The 16,621-nt window shown below is 63.7% G+C and carries 15 protein-coding genes; 10 read left to right on the top strand and 5 right to left on the bottom strand.

All coding sequences use genetic code 11. The features are described 5' to 3' along the window. Positions 1-55 precede the first annotated feature (55 nt). From SINAC_RS35110 to SINAC_RS35100, 3 genes are read right to left on the bottom strand one after another with little or no spacing between them, the layout of a single operon-like run. Positions 56-655, bottom strand: a complete 600-nt coding sequence (locus SINAC_RS35110) for a TetR/AcrR family transcriptional regulator (protein WP_015250287.1) — start codon at positions 653-655, stop codon at positions 56-58. 57 nt (positions 656-712) lie between these two features. Continuing rightward, a complete protein-coding gene (locus tag SINAC_RS35105; protein WP_015250286.1) occupies positions 713-3,958 on the bottom strand; it encodes an efflux RND transporter permease subunit in 3,246 nt (1,081 codons plus the stop codon). A 59-nt stretch (positions 3,959-4,017) separates the two neighbouring features. Next, on the bottom strand, positions 4,018-5,415 hold the full coding sequence (locus tag SINAC_RS35100) for an efflux RND transporter periplasmic adaptor subunit (RefSeq protein WP_020466586.1): 1,398 nt from the start codon (positions 5,413-5,415) through the stop codon (positions 4,018-4,020). Positions 5,416-5,682: 267 nt separating this feature from the next. On the opposite strand from SINAC_RS35100, the gene SINAC_RS35095 reads away from it, so the two are divergent. From SINAC_RS35095 to SINAC_RS35085, 3 genes are all read left to right on the top strand, one after another. Then, a complete protein-coding gene (locus SINAC_RS35095; RefSeq protein WP_015250284.1) occupies positions 5,683-6,264 on the top strand; it encodes a TetR/AcrR family transcriptional regulator in 582 nt (193 codons plus the stop codon). A gap of 183 nt (positions 6,265-6,447) precedes the next feature. Next, positions 6,448-7,281: a 3-keto-disaccharide hydrolase gene (locus SINAC_RS35090; RefSeq protein WP_015250283.1), complete on the top strand. Its 834-nt coding sequence runs from the start codon at positions 6,448-6,450 to the stop codon at positions 7,279-7,281. Continuing rightward, positions 7,278-8,684, top strand: a complete 1,407-nt coding sequence (locus SINAC_RS35085; RefSeq protein WP_237722716.1) for a hypothetical protein — start codon at positions 7,278-7,280, stop codon at positions 8,682-8,684. Before SINAC_RS35090 ends, SINAC_RS35085 begins: the two co-directional genes overlap by 4 nt. 286 nt (positions 8,685-8,970) lie before the next feature. On the opposite strand, the gene SINAC_RS35080 is transcribed toward SINAC_RS35085, so the two are convergent. Next, on the bottom strand, positions 8,971-9,483 hold the full coding sequence (locus tag SINAC_RS35080; RefSeq protein WP_015250281.1) for a GNAT family N-acetyltransferase: 513 nt from the start codon (positions 9,481-9,483) through the stop codon (positions 8,971-8,973). Then, positions 9,476-9,748 (bottom strand): type II toxin -antitoxin system TacA 1-like antitoxin, encoded by a 273-nt coding sequence (locus SINAC_RS35075; protein ID WP_015250280.1) that lies wholly within the window; start codon positions 9,746-9,748, stop codon positions 9,476-9,478. Before SINAC_RS35075 ends, SINAC_RS35080 begins: the two co-directional genes overlap by 8 nt. 453 nt (positions 9,749-10,201) lie before the next feature. Here SINAC_RS35075 and SINAC_RS35070 point away from each other — a divergent pair, with 453 nt between their 5' ends. From SINAC_RS35070 to SINAC_RS35040, 7 genes are all read left to right on the top strand, one after another. Continuing rightward, entirely contained in the window at positions 10,202-10,681 is a 480-nt protein-coding gene (locus SINAC_RS35070) for a ferritin (protein WP_015250279.1), read from the top strand. A 355-nt stretch (positions 10,682-11,036) separates the two neighbouring features. Further along, positions 11,037-11,378 (top strand): hypothetical protein, encoded by a 342-nt coding sequence (locus SINAC_RS35065; protein WP_015250278.1) that lies wholly within the window; start codon positions 11,037-11,039, stop codon positions 11,376-11,378. Positions 11,379-11,403: 25 nt separating this feature from the next. Beyond that, positions 11,404-12,111, top strand: a complete 708-nt coding sequence (locus SINAC_RS35060) for a CDP-alcohol phosphatidyltransferase family protein (RefSeq protein WP_015250277.1) — start codon at positions 11,404-11,406, stop codon at positions 12,109-12,111. Then, positions 12,108-13,115 (top strand): phosphatidate cytidylyltransferase, encoded by a 1,008-nt coding sequence (locus tag SINAC_RS35055; protein WP_015250276.1) that lies wholly within the window; start codon positions 12,108-12,110, stop codon positions 13,113-13,115. Before SINAC_RS35060 ends, SINAC_RS35055 begins: the two co-directional genes overlap by 4 nt. Positions 13,116-13,119: 4 nt before the next feature. Beyond that, positions 13,120-13,839, top strand: a complete 720-nt coding sequence (locus SINAC_RS35050; protein ID WP_015250275.1) for a lysophospholipid acyltransferase family protein — start codon at positions 13,120-13,122, stop codon at positions 13,837-13,839. Positions 13,840-13,965: 126 nt separating this feature from the next. Further along, a complete protein-coding gene (locus tag SINAC_RS35045; protein WP_015250274.1) occupies positions 13,966-14,667 on the top strand; it encodes an MgtC/SapB family protein in 702 nt (233 codons plus the stop codon). A 158-nt stretch (positions 14,668-14,825) separates the two neighbouring features. Next, complete coding sequence (locus tag SINAC_RS35040; RefSeq protein WP_015250273.1) at positions 14,826-16,355, top strand: hypothetical protein; 1,530 nt, start codon at positions 14,826-14,828, stop codon at positions 16,353-16,355. Positions 16,356-16,621: the final 266 nt, after the last annotated feature.

Genomic DNA, 16,621 nt, shown 5'->3' with positions numbered 1-16,621 from the left:
TCCGAGAATGCGGCTCGAATCCTTTCGAGCGAGCGGAACAAACCCAAAGGTTGGGTCAAGGTCGAGGGGCTTGCCCCTCGATGGTCAGCGCGATCAGTTGCCGAATATACTCCGAACCGCGTTTGCCGTCGCTGGCGATTCTCGAGCGAATCTGGGGACCGAACGAAACGAGACCGAGGAGCATGATGCTCAGCGTCTCGAGGTCGATGTTTAACCGGATCGTCTCTTGCTGCTTCTGCGCCTGCTCGATCCGCCGGCGGAGCTCCAGCACGAGCTCGATCACCTCCGGCCAGAATCCTGAATCGCCCTCGAGGTAGGCCCAGGCGTTAATGCGGAGCAGCAATTCGTGGTCGCGGATGAGGTCGAGGATCTGGCAGGCCTCGAGCGGCGGATCGCCCGAAAAATCGGTGGTTCGGGCCGCTGAGGCGTCCAGGCGGGGGAGCGCTTCGAGAAGCGTCTGCTTGACCGCCGCATACAGGCTCCCCTTACTGCCAAAATGATGATAGATCAGCGGCTTCTTGACGCCCGCCTCGTCCGAGATTTCTTGGATCGTGGCGCCGGCGAACCCGCGCCTGGCAAAGACACGCGTGGCCGCGTCAAGGATGGCAGACCGGGACGCCTCGGGATCTCGGATGCGGGGCACTCGTTTAACCATTGGGGATTCACTCCTCCTCAAATCAAGACGGCCGGGCACCGACGGGCCTTTGGCCGCTCAATGGTTCGGCTCCGACGGGATGGAAGGAGCCAATGTCAACTTGGCCAGGTCACCGTTGTTCGCCAGACCCCCTGGCCCTTCGTGTCCGGGGTAGCCCCCGTCGTGGTCCATCGGCTCTTCGTCGCTGGGGCGGAGGCCGGCGAAGAAGTCGATGATCCGTTCCCCGAGGACGTAGTAGATCGGGATGACGAACCGTCCGAGCACGGTGCTCACGGCGATGCCGAAGGCGATCACGATGCCCAGCGAGTTCCGGCTGTACGCCCCCGCCCCCGTGGCTCGTGCCATGGGCAAGACGCCCATGACGAAGGCGAACGAGGTCATCAGGATCGGCCGCAACCGCTCACGTGAGGCGGCCTTGGCGGAGTCGATGATGCTCATCCCATGCTTCTGACGCATTTCGACGCCGAACTCGACGACCAGGATGGCGTTCTTCGTCTCCAGGCCGATGAGCATGACGAGCCCGATCTGACCGAAGACGTCGAGCGGCATGTTGTAGATCCAGAGCCCGATGACGGCGCCGAACATGGCGAGGGGGACGGTGAGAATGATGACCGTCGGCCGGACCCAGCTCTCATAGAGGGCCGCCATGAACAGGAAGACGCAGACGACCGACAGGGCGAAGATATAAGTTGAGAGGTTGCCGGTCTGCTGCTCCTGGAACGTGGTCCCGGTCCACTCGTAGCCGAAGCCCTCGGGGAGGACCTTGGCCGCGACCTCTTCCATGGCGGCGAGCCCTTGCCCCGAGCTGAAGCCGGGGGCCGGCCCGCCGTTGATCTTGGCGGCGGCGTAGAGGTTGTAGTGGGGCACGTCGATCGGGCCGAGCTTGTAATCGACATGGCCGAGCGAGCTGAGCGGGACCTTCTGCCCCTGGCGGTTCAAGACGTAAAGATTCAGGATGTCCTCGGGCTTGCGGCGGACCTCGCCCTCGGCCTGCATCAGCACCTTCCAGACCTTGCCGTAGAGGTTGAAGTCATTGACGTAGAAGGCGCCGAGGTTGGTCTGCAGGACGGCGAAGACGTCGGAGACGGGCACGTCGAGGCGGCGGGCCTTGGTCCGGTCGAGGTCGAATTTGAGCTGGGGCACCCGGGCCGAGAAGCTGGAGAAGACCCCCGCCAGCTCGGGCCGCTTGCGGGCCTCGCCCTGGAACTGGTCGACGACCTGCTGGAGCGCCTCGACCCCTTTGCCTCCACGATCCTCGATCATCAACTCGAAGCCGCCCGTCTGGCTCAGGCCACGGATCGGCGGCGGCTGGAGGACCATGACGATGGCGTCGCGAACCTGCGAGGAGAGCTGGATTTGCAGCTTCTGCGCCAGCCCCGCGGCGCGAAGCTCGGGCGTCTTTCGCTCGTGCCACTCCTTGAGCGGCAGGAAGATGATTCCGGCGTTGCTCTGGTTCGTGCTGCTCATGATGTTCAGGCCGTCGAGCGTGACCACGTGCTCGACCCCCTCCAGCTTCATTGCGATCGCTTCCACCCGTTTGATCACCCGTGAGGTCACCTCTCGGCTGGTTCCGTCGGGCGCCTGGACCGCAACGATCAGATAGCCCTGGTCCTCGGTCGGGATGAACGACTTGGGTCGGGCCATGAGCATCCCGCCGGTCAGGACCAGCAGGGCGATCGACGGGATCACGATCGTCCACCAGTGATGGGCGGTGAACTCGAGGAACGAGTCGTACGAGTTCTCCAGCCAACGCATGCCGGCGTTGAACCAGCGGAAGAGAAAGAATTTTGTTTCGCCATGCTTGGGCTTGAGGAAGAGCCGGGACATGGCCGGGCTGAACGTCAAGGAGTTGAACGCCGAGAAGACGAACGAGAACACGATCGTCATCGCGAACTGGTTGTAGAGCCGCCCGGTCATCCCGGGGATGAACGCCACCGGCACGAAGACGGCGGCCAGCACCAGGGTGATTGTCACGATCGGCGTCGTGATTTCGGCCATGGCCGCGCGGGTCGCCGCCAGCGGCCGCATCCCACGGTGGAGGAACTTCTCGACGTTCTCGACGACGATGATCGCGTCGTCGACGACCAGGCCGATGGCCAGGACGAGCCCGCAGAGCGTCAGCGAGTTGAGCGAGAACCCGAAGACGGCCATCAGCGCGAACGTGGCGACCAAGGAGACCGGGATCGCCAGCATCGGGATGATCGTGGCCCGCCAGCCCTGGAGGAAGACGAACACGACGATCATCACCAGGACGAACGCCTCGATGAGCGTGTGCTTGACCTCCTCAATGTTCTCCTCGACATACTTGGTCGTGTCGTAGGCGATCCGGTACTCCATCCCCGGGGGGAAGCTTTTGGAGAGCCGGTCCATCTCGCTCCGGATCTTGCCGACGATCGAGAGGGCGTTGGCGTCGGCGTACTGGTAGACCACGATGGAGCCGGCGGCCTTGCCGTCGAGGAACCCGGCCGTCTCGTAGTTCTCCGAAGAGAGCTCGACGCGGGCCAGGTCGCTGAGGCGGACGATCGAGCCGTCGTCTTTCCGGCGGACGATGATCTCCTCGAATTCGGCCGCCTTGGACAACCGCCCCTTCACGGTGATCGGGAACTCGAACGCCTGCCCCTTGGGCACGGGCGTGGCGCCGATTTTCCCGGCGGCGGCTTGGAGGTTCTCCTGCTGGACGGCCAGAATCACCTCGGACGGCGAGATCCGCATCTCGGCCATCCGGTTCGGGTTGAGCCAGATCCGCATGGCGTACTTGCGGCCGAACGCGTTGACGTCGCTGATCCCTTTGATGCGTTTCAGCGAGTCGGCCACGTAGATCTGGCCGTAGTTGTCGAGGAAGTTGGCGTCGTAGCGCCCGTCTTTCGAGTTGTCGATCAGGTTCACCACGCAGACGATGTCGGTCGATGTCTTCTTGATCGAGACGCCGTACTGCTTAACCTCGGGGGGGAGCTGGGGGGTGGCCGTCTGCACCTTGTTCTGGATGTCGACGGCGGCGATGTCCTGGTCGTAGCCGACGTCAAACGTCGCCACGATGTTCGCCACGCCGTTGCTGGTGCTGTCCGACGTGAAGTAGATCATCCCCTTGGTGCCGTTGATCTGCTGCTCGATCGGGGTCGTGGCGGTCTCGGCCACGGTCTGGGCATCGGCCCCCGTGTAGGTCGTGGTGATCTGGACCTGGGGGGGAGCGATTTGCGGGTATTGCGCGATCGGCAGGAGGAAGGCGCAGATCCCCCCGATCAAGAGCATCAGCACGGCGATGACGGTGGCGAAGATCGGCCGACCGATAAAGAAGTTGACCATGAGGACGTCGGACTCGCTGGGGTGTTCTCGGGCTCCGGGGCAGGGGGCGACTCAATGCCTCAGTGGGCGGGCTTGGCTTTGGCTTGCGGAGCCGACGGGGTGGACTTTCCGCCTGCTTGGGCCTGGTTCTCGGCGGTGGCCTCGTCTTCAACCGGCCTCGGGATGACGGCCGCCTCGGCTTTGACCGGCATGCCGGGCCGGACGAGCTGCAACCCCTGGATGATGACCGGCACGCCCGCATCGAGCCCCTGGGTGAGGATCCGCATCCCCTGGTACGACTGGGCCGCCTTGACGCGCTGAATCGCCACTTTGCCTTCGCCGTCGACGATGTAGACGACCGGCCCGGCCTCCGTCTCCATCACGGCCGACTCGGGCACAACCACCGCGTCTTTGATGCGATCGACGACCATCTGGAGCTTGGCGTATTCGCCGGGCAGGAGCGTTCCCTCGGGGTTGGGGATCCGGGCCTTGACCAGGAACGTGGAGGTCGTCTCATCGATCGCGTTATCGATGAAGAAGCATGTTCCTTCGTAGGGGTGTTCGTCATCACCGTCGAACCCGGTGTGGAAGAGCTGGACCGTCAGTCCCTCATGGATCAACTGGGTTGCGCGTTTGAGGTAGCGGGAGCTGGTTCGGATCTCGATACCCATCGGGTCGAGCTGCTGAATGGTCGCCAGGTCGGTGAAACTCCCCCCTCCCATCGCGTCAGGGCCGACGAGGTTGCCGACCTTGACTTTCGCCTCGCCGATCCGGCCGTCGATCGTGGCGTACATCCGGCAGTAGCCGAGGTTGATCTCGGCATCGCTCACTGAGGCCTTGGCCGCCTCGACCTGGGCCTTGGCGGCGAGGATCCCGACCTCATAGTCGGCCCTCGCCTGCTCCAGGTGGGCGCGGTCGGCCTCGACCTGCGCGTCGAATTTCTTGCGGTCGGCTTGGGCCTTGTCCACATCCTCGGCCGATCCGGCGCTCCGCGAGTGCAGAGCCCGAGCCCGCCGTTCCTCGATCGTGCTGAGGGCGAGCTGTGCCTCGTCGAGGGCGAGCTGCGCGGCGGCGACCTCGCGGCCCTTGGACGACACCGCCTTCTTGAGTGCGGCCTCCGCCTCGTCCTGCTTCGCTTTGCTCATCAGCAGGGCCACCCGATAGCTCTGGTCGGCGATCACGAGCAGGAGCTGACCCTTCTTGACGTGGGACCCCTCCTCGAAGTGGCGCTCGGTAAGAAACCCGCGGACCCGGGCCCGCACAACGACTTCCTCGAGGGCCCGCGTCGTCCCGTTCGGCGTGGCCAGAATCGGGACCGTCATCAGCGCCGACTTGATGACGCCGACCATCGGCGGTGGCGGAGCGGCCTGCGCCTCCGGCTTCTTGCACCCGGCGACGCTCAACGAAGCCGCTAAGACGACGACGCCTCCGACCATTCGCAGGATCGGGCGGGCGGACAGGCTCTGGTCCACTTTCATGCTGTTCGGCATCCCAAAAGAGGGGCCGGCCTGGCCAAGGGGCGGCTGGCTTGATCTCATAAAGAAGTCTCGCGGTGCCGAGGAGGGCCCTCGACCGATCGCAAATTAAAGGAGGGCACCCGACGAGCACGAGGCCCGTTGCTCCGCTCGAGGAAGCGGCCCCTGGAGTCTGCCCAAGTAAACGACCGTTGACAGAACGATATCCCCATTGTACTGCTGAGTCAACCCGTGTTTACTTAGTGGATCTTCTACAACGGAGCAGGGGTGATGACTGAGCAAGCTGCCGAGACGGGGCGGAGACGTCGAGGGTCCGCGGCGACCCGAGAGGCCATCCTGGAGGCGGCGACCAGTCGCTTTGCGTCGAACGGGTACGGGGGTTCCGGGGTCCGTGAGATCGCGGCCGACGCCGGTGTGACCGCGGCGCTGGTGAACCGCTATTTCGGCACCAAGGAAGGTCTTTTCGCCGAGGTGATCGAGCGTGCGTTCGACTCCGGCGATTTGCTGGGGGGGGCGCGAGCCGACCTGGCCGCCCGCCTGGCTCGGCGGATGGTTTTTGGCCGTGAGGACGCCAAGGACATCAGCCGGACGCCGATGCTCCTCTTGCTCCGCTCGGCCACCGAGCCCCGTGCGGCCGAGTTGCTCCGGGCGAACCTCGACCGCACGTTCATGCGGCCCTTGGCCAAGATCCTGGGCGGCCCTGACGCCGAAGTCCGCGCAGGGTTCGTCGCCGCCCAGATCACCGGGTTCGCGACCCTCGACCAGATGATCCAGACCGAGGCGTTCACCGGGATCGACCGAGAGCAGCTCGCCGCCTTCCTCACCGTGGTCCTGGATCACTTCATCGGCTGATCTTGATTCACTCGCCGAAAAGGCGAGCGGGGAGCGGTTTACCGGTGCCGGGTCGAGGGCGGGCTCCCTCGTTGACTGGGCCGAGCGGCCGGGTTAAGACAGTCCGTGTCAAACACTCGTTGAATCAAGCGGTCCGGCGATGCCGACCCGAAGCCCACTCCCTCCGACGGAAGGTACCCGGTGATGATGACTGCGCTGACGCTTGTAACGGCCCTGACCCTGTTGGGGCAGGGGCAAGGGCAGGAGACCGCTCCGACGGCCGCCACGGGGTGGACCCCCTTGTTCAACGGCCGCGACCTGACCGGCTGGTACACCTTCCTCCAGAAGCATGGCAAGAACAGCGACCCCGACCGCGTGATCACGATCGAGGATGGGGCGATTCACTTGTACAAGCATGCCACCGAAGCGTCGACGGTGGTCATGGGTTATATCGGCACCGAGAAGGAGTACGGCAACTACCACCTTCGGTTCAAGTACCGCTGGGGCGAGAAGAAGTTCGAGCCGCGCTACAAGCTGAAACGTGACGCCGGGCTGTACTATCACATCCTCGGGCCGGACGCGATCTGGCCGCGCTCGCTTCAGTTTCAGGTCGAGCAGACCAACGTGGGCGACCTGATCGCCCTCTTCGGCTTCCAGGTCGATAGCTGGGTTGACCCCAAGACCCGTGCGGAGGTGATGCCGACGTTCCTGCCCCCTGAAGCCGGGGGCGAGGCCCGGGTTCTCGGCGGCGCGGGGATCGCCTACCAGAAGCACCTCGCAGGAGAACATGAGGTCGAGGGCTGGAACCAGGCGGAGATCATCTCCAAAGGGGATACGGTCACGCACCTCCTGAACGGGAAGGTGATCAACAAGGGGAAAAACGTACGCCTGGTCGACCCCGAGAAGAACGGCGAGGCGCGGCCGATCACGAAAGGCCGAATCGCGCTCGAGATCGAGGCGGCCGAGATCTTCTTCCGCGACGTCGAGATCCGGTCGCTGGACGACACGCCCGCAGCCGGGCAAGGGCAGGACAAATGAGTGGCCGCCTGGGGAGACGAGAAGCGATGGGGCAGGGCAAGCGTACTCATGCGAGCCAGTTCTGGGCCGTGCTTGCGTTGGCGGCATGTCTCGCGTCGGGCCATCAGGCCCGCGCGGGGGAGCTGAAGGCGGGGGCGGCCAAAGCGGTGCTGGAAGCGACCGACGCGATGGTCATCGGCGGTGGGATTGGCCCTGGGCATCTCCAAGGGCAGGAGGGGGAGCTGCGGGCCTCGGCCGTGGTCATCGAGGGGCCGGACGGGGGCAAGGCCTGCCTCGTGGCGTGCGACGTGCTCATGATCGAACGCGACATCCTCGACGCTGCCGCGCGGAAGATCGCCGAGAAGATCGGAGTACCGTTCGACGCTGTCCTGATCAACGCCACGCATACCCATCACGCGCCGACGACCTGCACGATTCACGGTTACGAGCGTGAAGAGGCGTTTGCGCAGCAGGTGGGAGAAAAGGCCGTAGAGGCGGCCGTCGCGGCGAATGCCCGGCTTGCGCCGGTGACGTTCAAGTTCCGGCGGGGCGAGGAGTCGTCGGTGGGGCGGAACAGCCGTCTCTTGCTGGCCGACGGCACGATCTACTGGGTGGGGGCTCTGACCGATGTGGTGCGCCCGACCGGCCCGTTCGATCCCGAACTGCCGGTCCTGGAATTTCTTCGCAAGGACGGCAAGCCCGAGGCCGTCCTGTTCAATCACTCCACCCACACGATCGGGACCATTAGCGGGGCGGTCCGCTCGCCCGGCTTCTACGGTCTGGCTGCGCAGGAGTTGGAGAAGGAGCGGGGGGGCACCTTCCTCTTCTTCGAGGGGGCGTCGGGCTCGACGCATAACCTTGAGCTGAAGGCCGCCGAGGCCATGACCCGGATCAAGACGGCCGTGGCCGACACGCTCGACCAGGCCACCGAGCGTCCCGTCGCCCGTGTCGTGGGCAAGCGCAAGGAGATCACGCTCCGCGTCCGGACGTTCGACGAGGCCAAGGACGATGCCGCGGTCGTTGCCTATTGCACCAAGCGGCAGCCCGCGCCTTACCACGAGAAGACGATCGAGATCTTCCGCGAGATGCGCAAGCGACTCGCCCCCCAGCAAGGTCAAGAGCGGAAGACCTGGGTGCAAGCGGTCGTGGTCGGCGACGTGGCGATGGTCGGTGTGCCGGGCGAGTTCTTCACCCACCTGGGGCGTGAGATCAAGCTTCGCTCACCGTATCGCGATACGTTTGTCTTCGAGCTGGCCAACGACTACGTCGGCTACATCCCCGACGCCCGCGCCTTTGATCGGGGCGGCTATCAGGTCTGGACCGGCCTGCACAGCTTCCTCGAAAAAGGCTCGGGAGAAAAGATCGTCGAGACGGCGGTCGAGCTTCTCGACGAACTCCATGATGCGCCGAGTCTAGGTCGCTGAACCCTGGTTCTTGTCGTTGCCCGGACCCCCAGGCGAGTGTGAACTCCCTGGGACTCCGGGGGACCCCGCCGCTCTTATTCTGCGGATTTGAATTCAACCGATAAGGAAACGGCAGCGTGTTGCTGCTCTCACAGACTTTTGATGCTTTCGCGGCACCATGGATCTGTGCAAAATATGAGAGATTGGCAGGGGCCCGAGGGAAGAACGGCCGGTCGATCTACTGGTTCTGGTTGATCGGCCGGCCCACCAAGATCCTCTTTATGAAATTGCCGGGTGCACGATTTCGTTAGGCGTCTGGCTTGATGGAATCGCGAATCGTAGCGACCGGCAGGAACAGATGTAGCGCCCTGTCGGGCAAGGGCACGAACCCGTATTTCTCATAGAACCCCCTCGCCTGCTGGTCGATCGCGTCGACCTCGACCGCATGGATGCCGATCTCGTCGGCCAACCCGAGACAGCGCTCCAGGGCATCGGCCAGCAAGGTTTCGCCCAGTCTTTGCCCTTGCGTATGCTGATCCACCGCCAGGCGTGCGATGAGGATGACCGGCACCGGGTGCTTTGGGATTTTCCTGGCCATCGCTTCCGGCAAATTCCGGAAGGCGATGCTGCTGGACGCAAGGGTGTAGTAGCCACTGATCCGTTTTTCGCCGGGCTGGACGGCGACGTAGGTGCGGCCCAGGTTTCGCTTCTCGTACTGGCTGACGAGGCGGCGGATGAATTCGTCGAGGGGCGGCTTGCCGCAGGAAAATGACGCGCGGTTGTGCGAGCGGTCAAGCCGCTCAATCTTCCAGTTAGCCATGACGCGCGGCGTGTTTCCTGGCCGCTCGCTTCAGAGCCTCGTTCGGCGCCGGCGGCTTGTCGAGCAGGTCAAGGAACCGGTCGCGGTCGTGATCGGTGAGCGGGGCCGCCGTCTCTTCGTAGAAACGGATGTCGGCCTCCGGGATGACCACCGCTTTGCGAATGCGGATCTCGGTGTCGCTCAACTGCTCAACGATCACCGTGGCGTTGGCGAACGACTTGGGCAGGCTAATCCGGCCTTTGGCGTCAGTCGATCGAGTCTCCATGTCCATGAATTCCCCCACAGTCGTGATGGTTCACTCCCTGGTAAATGCTAGGGCGATGGGGGATTGTGGTCAAGTGGGATTGTCCCACTGAGGCATTCGCCGCGTCTCTTTTGCGGTGAATGTGGGCCGTTGGGGCGATGCCGCGAGGACCGCAACGTCAGCTCCCTGTCTTTTGCAATGATTTTGTTTGTCTCTGAACTGAGTCTGGCTGGGTTGATTGTGAGGTTGAAGCCGGACCTGCGGCCTGCCGATACGAGAGGGGAGGCGACGTCGCGCGGGACGGCAGGAGGCCGGCTTGGCGGCGTGAGAACCTGGGCAGACATCGGCGTTCGACTACCGAAAAATGCCCCGACCCGGCTATCATACAGGGAGTGTAACTCCTTGAAGCCGAGAGCGATCGGGGACCGGGAACCGATCCGACGGCCCGTCACCGAGACAGATTGAGAGGACGCGATGCTGATCAGCGAAACCATTCATGCGGCGATCAACGAACAGATCGTCAACGAACTGGGTAACTCAAACCAGTACGTTTCCATCGCCGCTTACTTTGAGGCAGAGTGCCTGTTCGGACTGGCCAAAATCTACTTCAAGCAGGCCGAGGAGGAACGCGACCATGCCATGAAGTTCGTCAAGTTCCTTCTCGACACGGGGGCCAAGGTGGCCATCAAGGAAGTCCCCGCGGCTCGGAACGAGTTTCGCTCGGCGGAAGACGCCGCGCAGCTCGCGCTCGACTCGGAGAAACGGACGACCGAGCAGATCTACAACCTGGTTTCCTTGGCGACGGCAGAGAAGAACTACATCACGTTGAACTTCCTCCAGTGGTTCGTCAGTGAGCAGCTCGAAGAGGTTTCGAGCGCCGAGACCAGGCTGTCGGTGATCAAACGCGCCGGTCCGAGCGTCCTGATGGTCGAGGCTTACCTGGCCCACCAGTGAGGCTCAGCCGAGTGAATCCTTGACTTTCGGCTCTCCGCTCGCCTTACGGGCGAGCGGATCTCTGGTCCTCTTGGTATGGTGACGAGGATCGTCCGGCCTCGCGCTCCCCAACCGGCCAACGACTCGAAAGTGGTTGGTCTGTTGACACGGACTCGCTTCGTTTTCCCGCCTGCTCGCAAAGATCACTTGCGTCCCCTCATCGTTCGGTGCACCCTAGGCCCCCTCTTTGGCTTTTCCAAACCGGCCAGATGGGTTGGCATTCTCCGCCCTTGTTTGGCCAGAGACTTTTTAGGGAGCCGATGGTGGCTCCGACCGGTTTGGCCTGAGTGGAGGAGCCGCCGTGAGAGCACCTTGGATGTCCGTCCTCCTGTTTCTTGTCGCCTCGTTCTTGGGGGCAGGGGGGCAGTTCCTTTACAAGGCGGGAACGGATCGGGCCGTGGCGGCGGGGGGCCGGCTGGTGGACTTCGTCGGGAACGGGCAGATCCTGGCGGGGGTCGTCTGCTATGCGCTGGTGATGGCCTGTTTTGTGGCCGGTTTCCGCGTGGGTGGATCTCCGTCGGCCCTCTACCCGGTCTACGCGACCACGTTTATCTGGGCCGCCCTGATCGGCCGGGCGATGCACGGAGTGGCGATCGCCCCGCTCCATGTCGCGGGCATGGTGCTGATTATCGCAGGGGTTTCGTTGATGGGGCGCTAACCTTAACCTAAGGCGAGGTGGCAACGTGGCTCCCGAGGTCTATCGACCGTCCGAAACCGATCGTCGCCCGCTGGCGAGCCGTTCCTGGAAGGCGTCCGGGGTGGTTGCGCACTGGCTCGCACAGCGAGGCGCGAGCGCGAATGCGATTTCGGTGGCCGGCATGGTGGCCGGCATTCTGGGGGGCGTGGCGTTCGCGCTCACGCGCCACACCACCATTCCCGCCCTGGCCTGGCTGGCGGGGGCTTTTTTTGTCCAGGCACGCCTGGCGGCGAATTTGCTCGACGGCATGGTTGCGATCGAGTCGGGGCGGGCGTCGCGGCTCGGTGAGCTCTTCAACGAGGTTCCCGACCGGGTCTCCGACGCGGCGACGCTGATCGGGCTCGGTTATGCGGCCGGGGGGATTCCTTGGTTGGGATACCTGGCTGCGGTTCTGGCCCTGTTCGTCGCTTACGTCCGTTCCGCCGCGCGGAATGCGGGAGCGCCCCAGGATTATTCAGGGCCGATGGCCAAGCCGCATCGGATGTTCGCCGTGACGGTCACGGCCATTCTCTGTGCGATCGTCACACCTTGGCAGCCTGCCGCGTTCTTCCGTCAGGGGCAAGAGAGCGGCTGGCCGGCCTTCGCCCTGGGCCTGATTGTCGTTGGCTCGGTTGTCACCGCGATCCGGCGGCTTGTGCATGCGGGCCGGTTTCTGACGGCGAAATCGGCCGGATCGAGGGAGTCGACGTCGTGAGCGGAATTGCCTGGGAGCGTCTATTCGGCTGGCGCCCCGCTTTCGATGAGCGGGCCGTCGTCCTGATCGTGGCTGTCCTGGGGGGAGTGTTCGTGCTCGCCCCGTTGATCATCCTGGCCCTCGACCACGCCGGGCGGCTGAGCCCGGCGCTCAAGGCCGACCTGCGCAGCCGTTACCTCTCGTGGCTGATCATGGTTCCGCTCATCGTCCTGCCGGTGCTTTTGGGAGCCGCCCCGACCATCCTCGCGGTTGCGCTGCTCAGCCTCCTGTGCTATCGCGAGTTCGCCCGCGCCACGGGCCTCTTCCGCGAGAAGATCATGAGCGTGACCGTGGTGCTGGGGATCGTCGCTGTGACGTTTGCGGTTGCCGATCACTGGTATGCCTTCTTCGTCGCCCTGACCCCGATCACCCTGACCGTCCTCACGGCGGTGGCCACGTCGCTCGATCGTCCGGCCGGCTATATTCAGCGCGTGGCTCTGGCGGTCTTCGGATTCCTCCTCTTCGGGATCTGCCTTGGGCACCTGGGCTACATGGCCAACGACACCCGGTTCCGCTCCCTGATCCTCCTCCTGCTCTTCAGCGTTCAGCTCAACGACATCTTCGCCTACATCGTGGGCAAGTCGCTGGGGGGGCCGAAACTGGCTCCGCACACCAGCCCCAACAAGACGATCTCGGGCTCGCTGGGGGCCGTCGTGCTCACCACCCTGCTCGTCTACCTGCTGAGCGGCCTCATCTTCACTGAAGGACCGCTGAGCGGGCCGGTCCAGCGCCTGGTTTTGGGCCTTCTCATCAGCATCTCCGGCCAGTTCGGCGACCTGAGCGTGTCGTCAATCAAACGCGACGTCGGCGTGAAAGACACAGGCTCCCTGATCCCGGGCCACGGCGGCGTACTCGACCGCGCCAACAGCCTCTTGCTCTCCGCCCCGACGGTTTTTCACTACATCAACTATCTCGACAGCATCGGTATCGACCAGGCGACCCGGGTCCTTTCGGGAGGAGGATGAGCCCTTGGATTCGTGGAATTACAAGCCGGCGTCGGGCCTGGAACTCCCCCCTGTCGAGCAGGCGAGGAGCTTGCAGCGCGAGTCGGGCCTGGCCTCGGATTTCTGGCACCACGTCTGCCACAGCCTCTCTCGCGCCTACTTCCGCCTCTACCACCGGATGCACGTCGAAGGCGCGGAACATCTGCCGAAGGAACCGCCGTTCATTCTGATCGCCAACCATTCGAGCCATCTCGATGCGTTGGCCTTGGCCTCGGCCATGCCACGCCGGCTTTGCGGCCGCGTCTTCCCGGTTGCCGCAGGAGACGTCTTCTTCGAGACCCCGGTCACCTCGATCGCATCCGCCCTGATCCTCAACGCCTTGCCGATGTGGCGCAAACGGTGCGGGCCTCACGCCCTGGCTGAGCTGCGCACCCGCCTGATCGGCGAACCCTGTGGCTTCATCCTCTTCCCCGAAGGGACCCGGAGCCGGGACGGTCAGATGCAGCCGTTCAAAGCCGGTTTGGGCATGCTCACGGCAGGCACGACCGTCCCGATCGTCCCTTGCCATCTTACGAGGACCTTCGAGGCCTTTCCGCCAGGGGCCCGGTTCCCTCGCCCGCGCAAGGTCTCCTTGAAAATTGGCCCCCCACTCCACTTCGATGGCGTTCCGAACGGCCGCGAGGGGTGGCAGCAAGTCGTCTCGGATGCCGAGGCCGCCGTGCGCCGGCTGGCCGACCCGAGTTAAGCGCGGTTTATGGAAACGACGAGTCCGTGTTTTTTTGCTTGAAATGCGGGCATGCGATTGTATTGCCGATGCGATAGGGCAAGATATTCCCGTTCCAGTTGACCTCGTCTGACGGGAGTGAATCCGATGCCCCTCACCCTACGATGGGAAGATATCGCCCTGCGCCTCGCCCTCACCGTCATTGCGGGGGCCCTGGTCGGCATCAACCGGAGCGAGGGTGGTCATGCCGCCGGGCTTCGAACCACGCTGCTCGTCTGTCTGGCCGCCTCGGTCGCCATGATCCAGATGAACCTCCTCCTGCCGATGGCGGGGAAGACGCCCGAGTCCTTTGCCGCCCTCGACTTGATGCGGCTTCCCCTCGGCATTCTCACGGGTATGGGATTCATCGGCGGTGGCGCGATCCTCCGCCGGGGCGACATGGTCCACGGCATCACCACTGCCGCGACGCTCTGGCTGGTCACGATCATCGGCCTCTGCCTCGGCGGTGGCCAACTCGGTCTCGGGATCACGGCGCTGGGGCTTGCCCTCCTCATCCTCTGGGGCTTCAAGTGGCTGGAGTCGCACCTGCCGCTGGTTCACAACGCTCGTCTCGGCGTTGTTGTCGGGGCCGACGGCCCTTCCGAGGGCGAGCTCCACGCGATGCTTCTACAGGCGGGGTTCGAGATCGCTTCCTGGGGTGTGACCACAAAGCGATGCACCGCAGGGTTCCACCGCACCGTCCGTTGCGAAATACGGTGGCGGGGACGGCCCCGCGACCTGCGAACCCCTGACTTCGTCGGCCAGATGGCCCGGATGTCCGGGGTGAAGGCGTTGCGGTGGGAAGCATAACGGCATCCCGCCCTCCTGACTGCTATGGACTGGCCTGGACCACGGTCGAGGTGTAATGATGTCATGGCCGGGCCGACTGGTGGGGGATCCGCCATTCTTCTCGGTTGACCGCTCACCTATGTGCTGCCCGTTTATCGTTTTATTGCGAGCAAACAGACATGAGTCAACGCAAGAGCCATCGTTCGCATTGGGGTCTCGTGCTCATTCTCGTCGGCTCCGTGTTCGGGGCTTTGAGAGACACGGTCGCTGCGGACTCATCGACGACTTTCGCGGGCGAGAAAACGACCTGGCATGGGTTCGACCGCTATGACTTCGTGATGGACGAAGGAAGCCTGGCGATCCAACCCTTCAAGGTGGCGGACGACGAGAAGGACGGGGTCAAGGCGCCGGCGAAAGGACAGCGGCGGTGTATCGTGGTGGTCCCGAAGACCCCCGCGCCCGGTCATCCCTGGTCCTGGCAAGCCTGCTACTGGAACCACGAGCCCCAGTCCGAAGTCGAACTGCTCCGACGTGGTTTTCACGTGGCATTCATCACGCCCGACCCCGATAAGACGTGGGATGCCTGGTATGCCTACCTGACGGAGACGCACGGGCTCTCAAAGAAGCCGGCCTTCATCGGGATGAGTCGAGGCGGGGTCAATGAATATGATTGGGCGACCGCCAACCCCGACAAGGTTTCGTGTATCTACGCAGACAATCCCGCAATCAGGCCGGAAGCGTTCATGAAGCTCGGTGAGCTGACCAAGCATGATGTGCCTTTACTCAGTATCTGTGGCAGTCTCGATTTTCTGCTCGATCAGCATACGCTGGCCATTGAGAACCGCTATCACCAGTTGGGGGGCCGGATCACCGTGATGATCAAGGAAGGCGCGGCCCACCATCCGCATAGCCTGCGCAATCCCGGGCCGATTGCGGACTGGATTGAGAAGCACGTTCAACCGGCTCGGGGCGATCGGCCTGACTTCGCGGATCCCACCTTCACGAAATCCTATTACTACGGCCACGAGAGCTCATACCACGACCTTAAGGAAGAAAAGACGTACGCCGTCAGTCGCGGACCAGGATTCACGGAGTGCTATGATCGCTACGACGCCATGAACAACAGTCAGTGGGGGATCACGGGCATGGCGGTCGTCGTGCCGAAGACTGTGGCTCCGGGCAAGCCTTGGGTATTCCGCGCGAACCGGATCGGTCGGAATGCCGAGGTGGTTGATCTCGCCCTGCTCGCCAAGGGCTTTCATATCGTCGCCGCCCCTGTCGTCGCGCAATCGGGCCCGGTCCGGCAAGAGTGGGATGCCGTTTACAAACGGCTGACCGAGAACGGCTTTTCGAAAAAGGCTGTGATGGAAGGCGCGGGGACGGCGGCAGGGGAAGCCTATGCCTGGGCGATCGAGAACCCCGACAAGGTTTCCTGCATCTACGGCGAGAATCCCGCATTGCATAGCCTCATGTCGAAAACGCCGCCGCTCGAGAATCTCGCCCCCTTGGCCAAAGCCGGCGTGCCGCTCCTTCACGTTTGCGGCAGCCTCGATCCGTGGCTCGATGACCAGACGCGTGTGGTTGAGAGACGATATAAGGAGCTCGGCGGCCCGATCACGGTGATCGTCAAGGAAGGCGAGGGACATTATCCGCTCGCGCCCAAGGACCCCAAGGCGGTCGTGGACTTCATCACGAACGCCGTGAATTGACGGGCGCCCCACCGTCCCCAACATGCCGGTTCCCCTTCGCCCACGGAGTTCGGCTTGTCATCCGCGGGTAAGCTCCTGGGAAAACAGTCGGTCTAAATATGGCGATTTGGGGGATTGGTTTTCGGCTCGTTTGCCTTGACGATGGGCCCCCTTGGGCAAGAGTAAACCAAGATTTCTCGCGTGTTGCGGGTCGATTGGTGATGGCGATCCTCCGATGGCCTCATCCAAAAGAGCCGGGCGGGTTTGGGCATCGGTCGGGGACAAAG

It is taken from the genome of Singulisphaera acidiphila DSM 18658 (assembly GCF_000242455.2).
Taxonomy (GTDB): domain Bacteria; phylum Planctomycetota; class Planctomycetia; order Isosphaerales; family Isosphaeraceae; genus Singulisphaera; species Singulisphaera acidiphila.
This window is presented reverse-complemented; position numbering and strand designations above follow the sequence as displayed.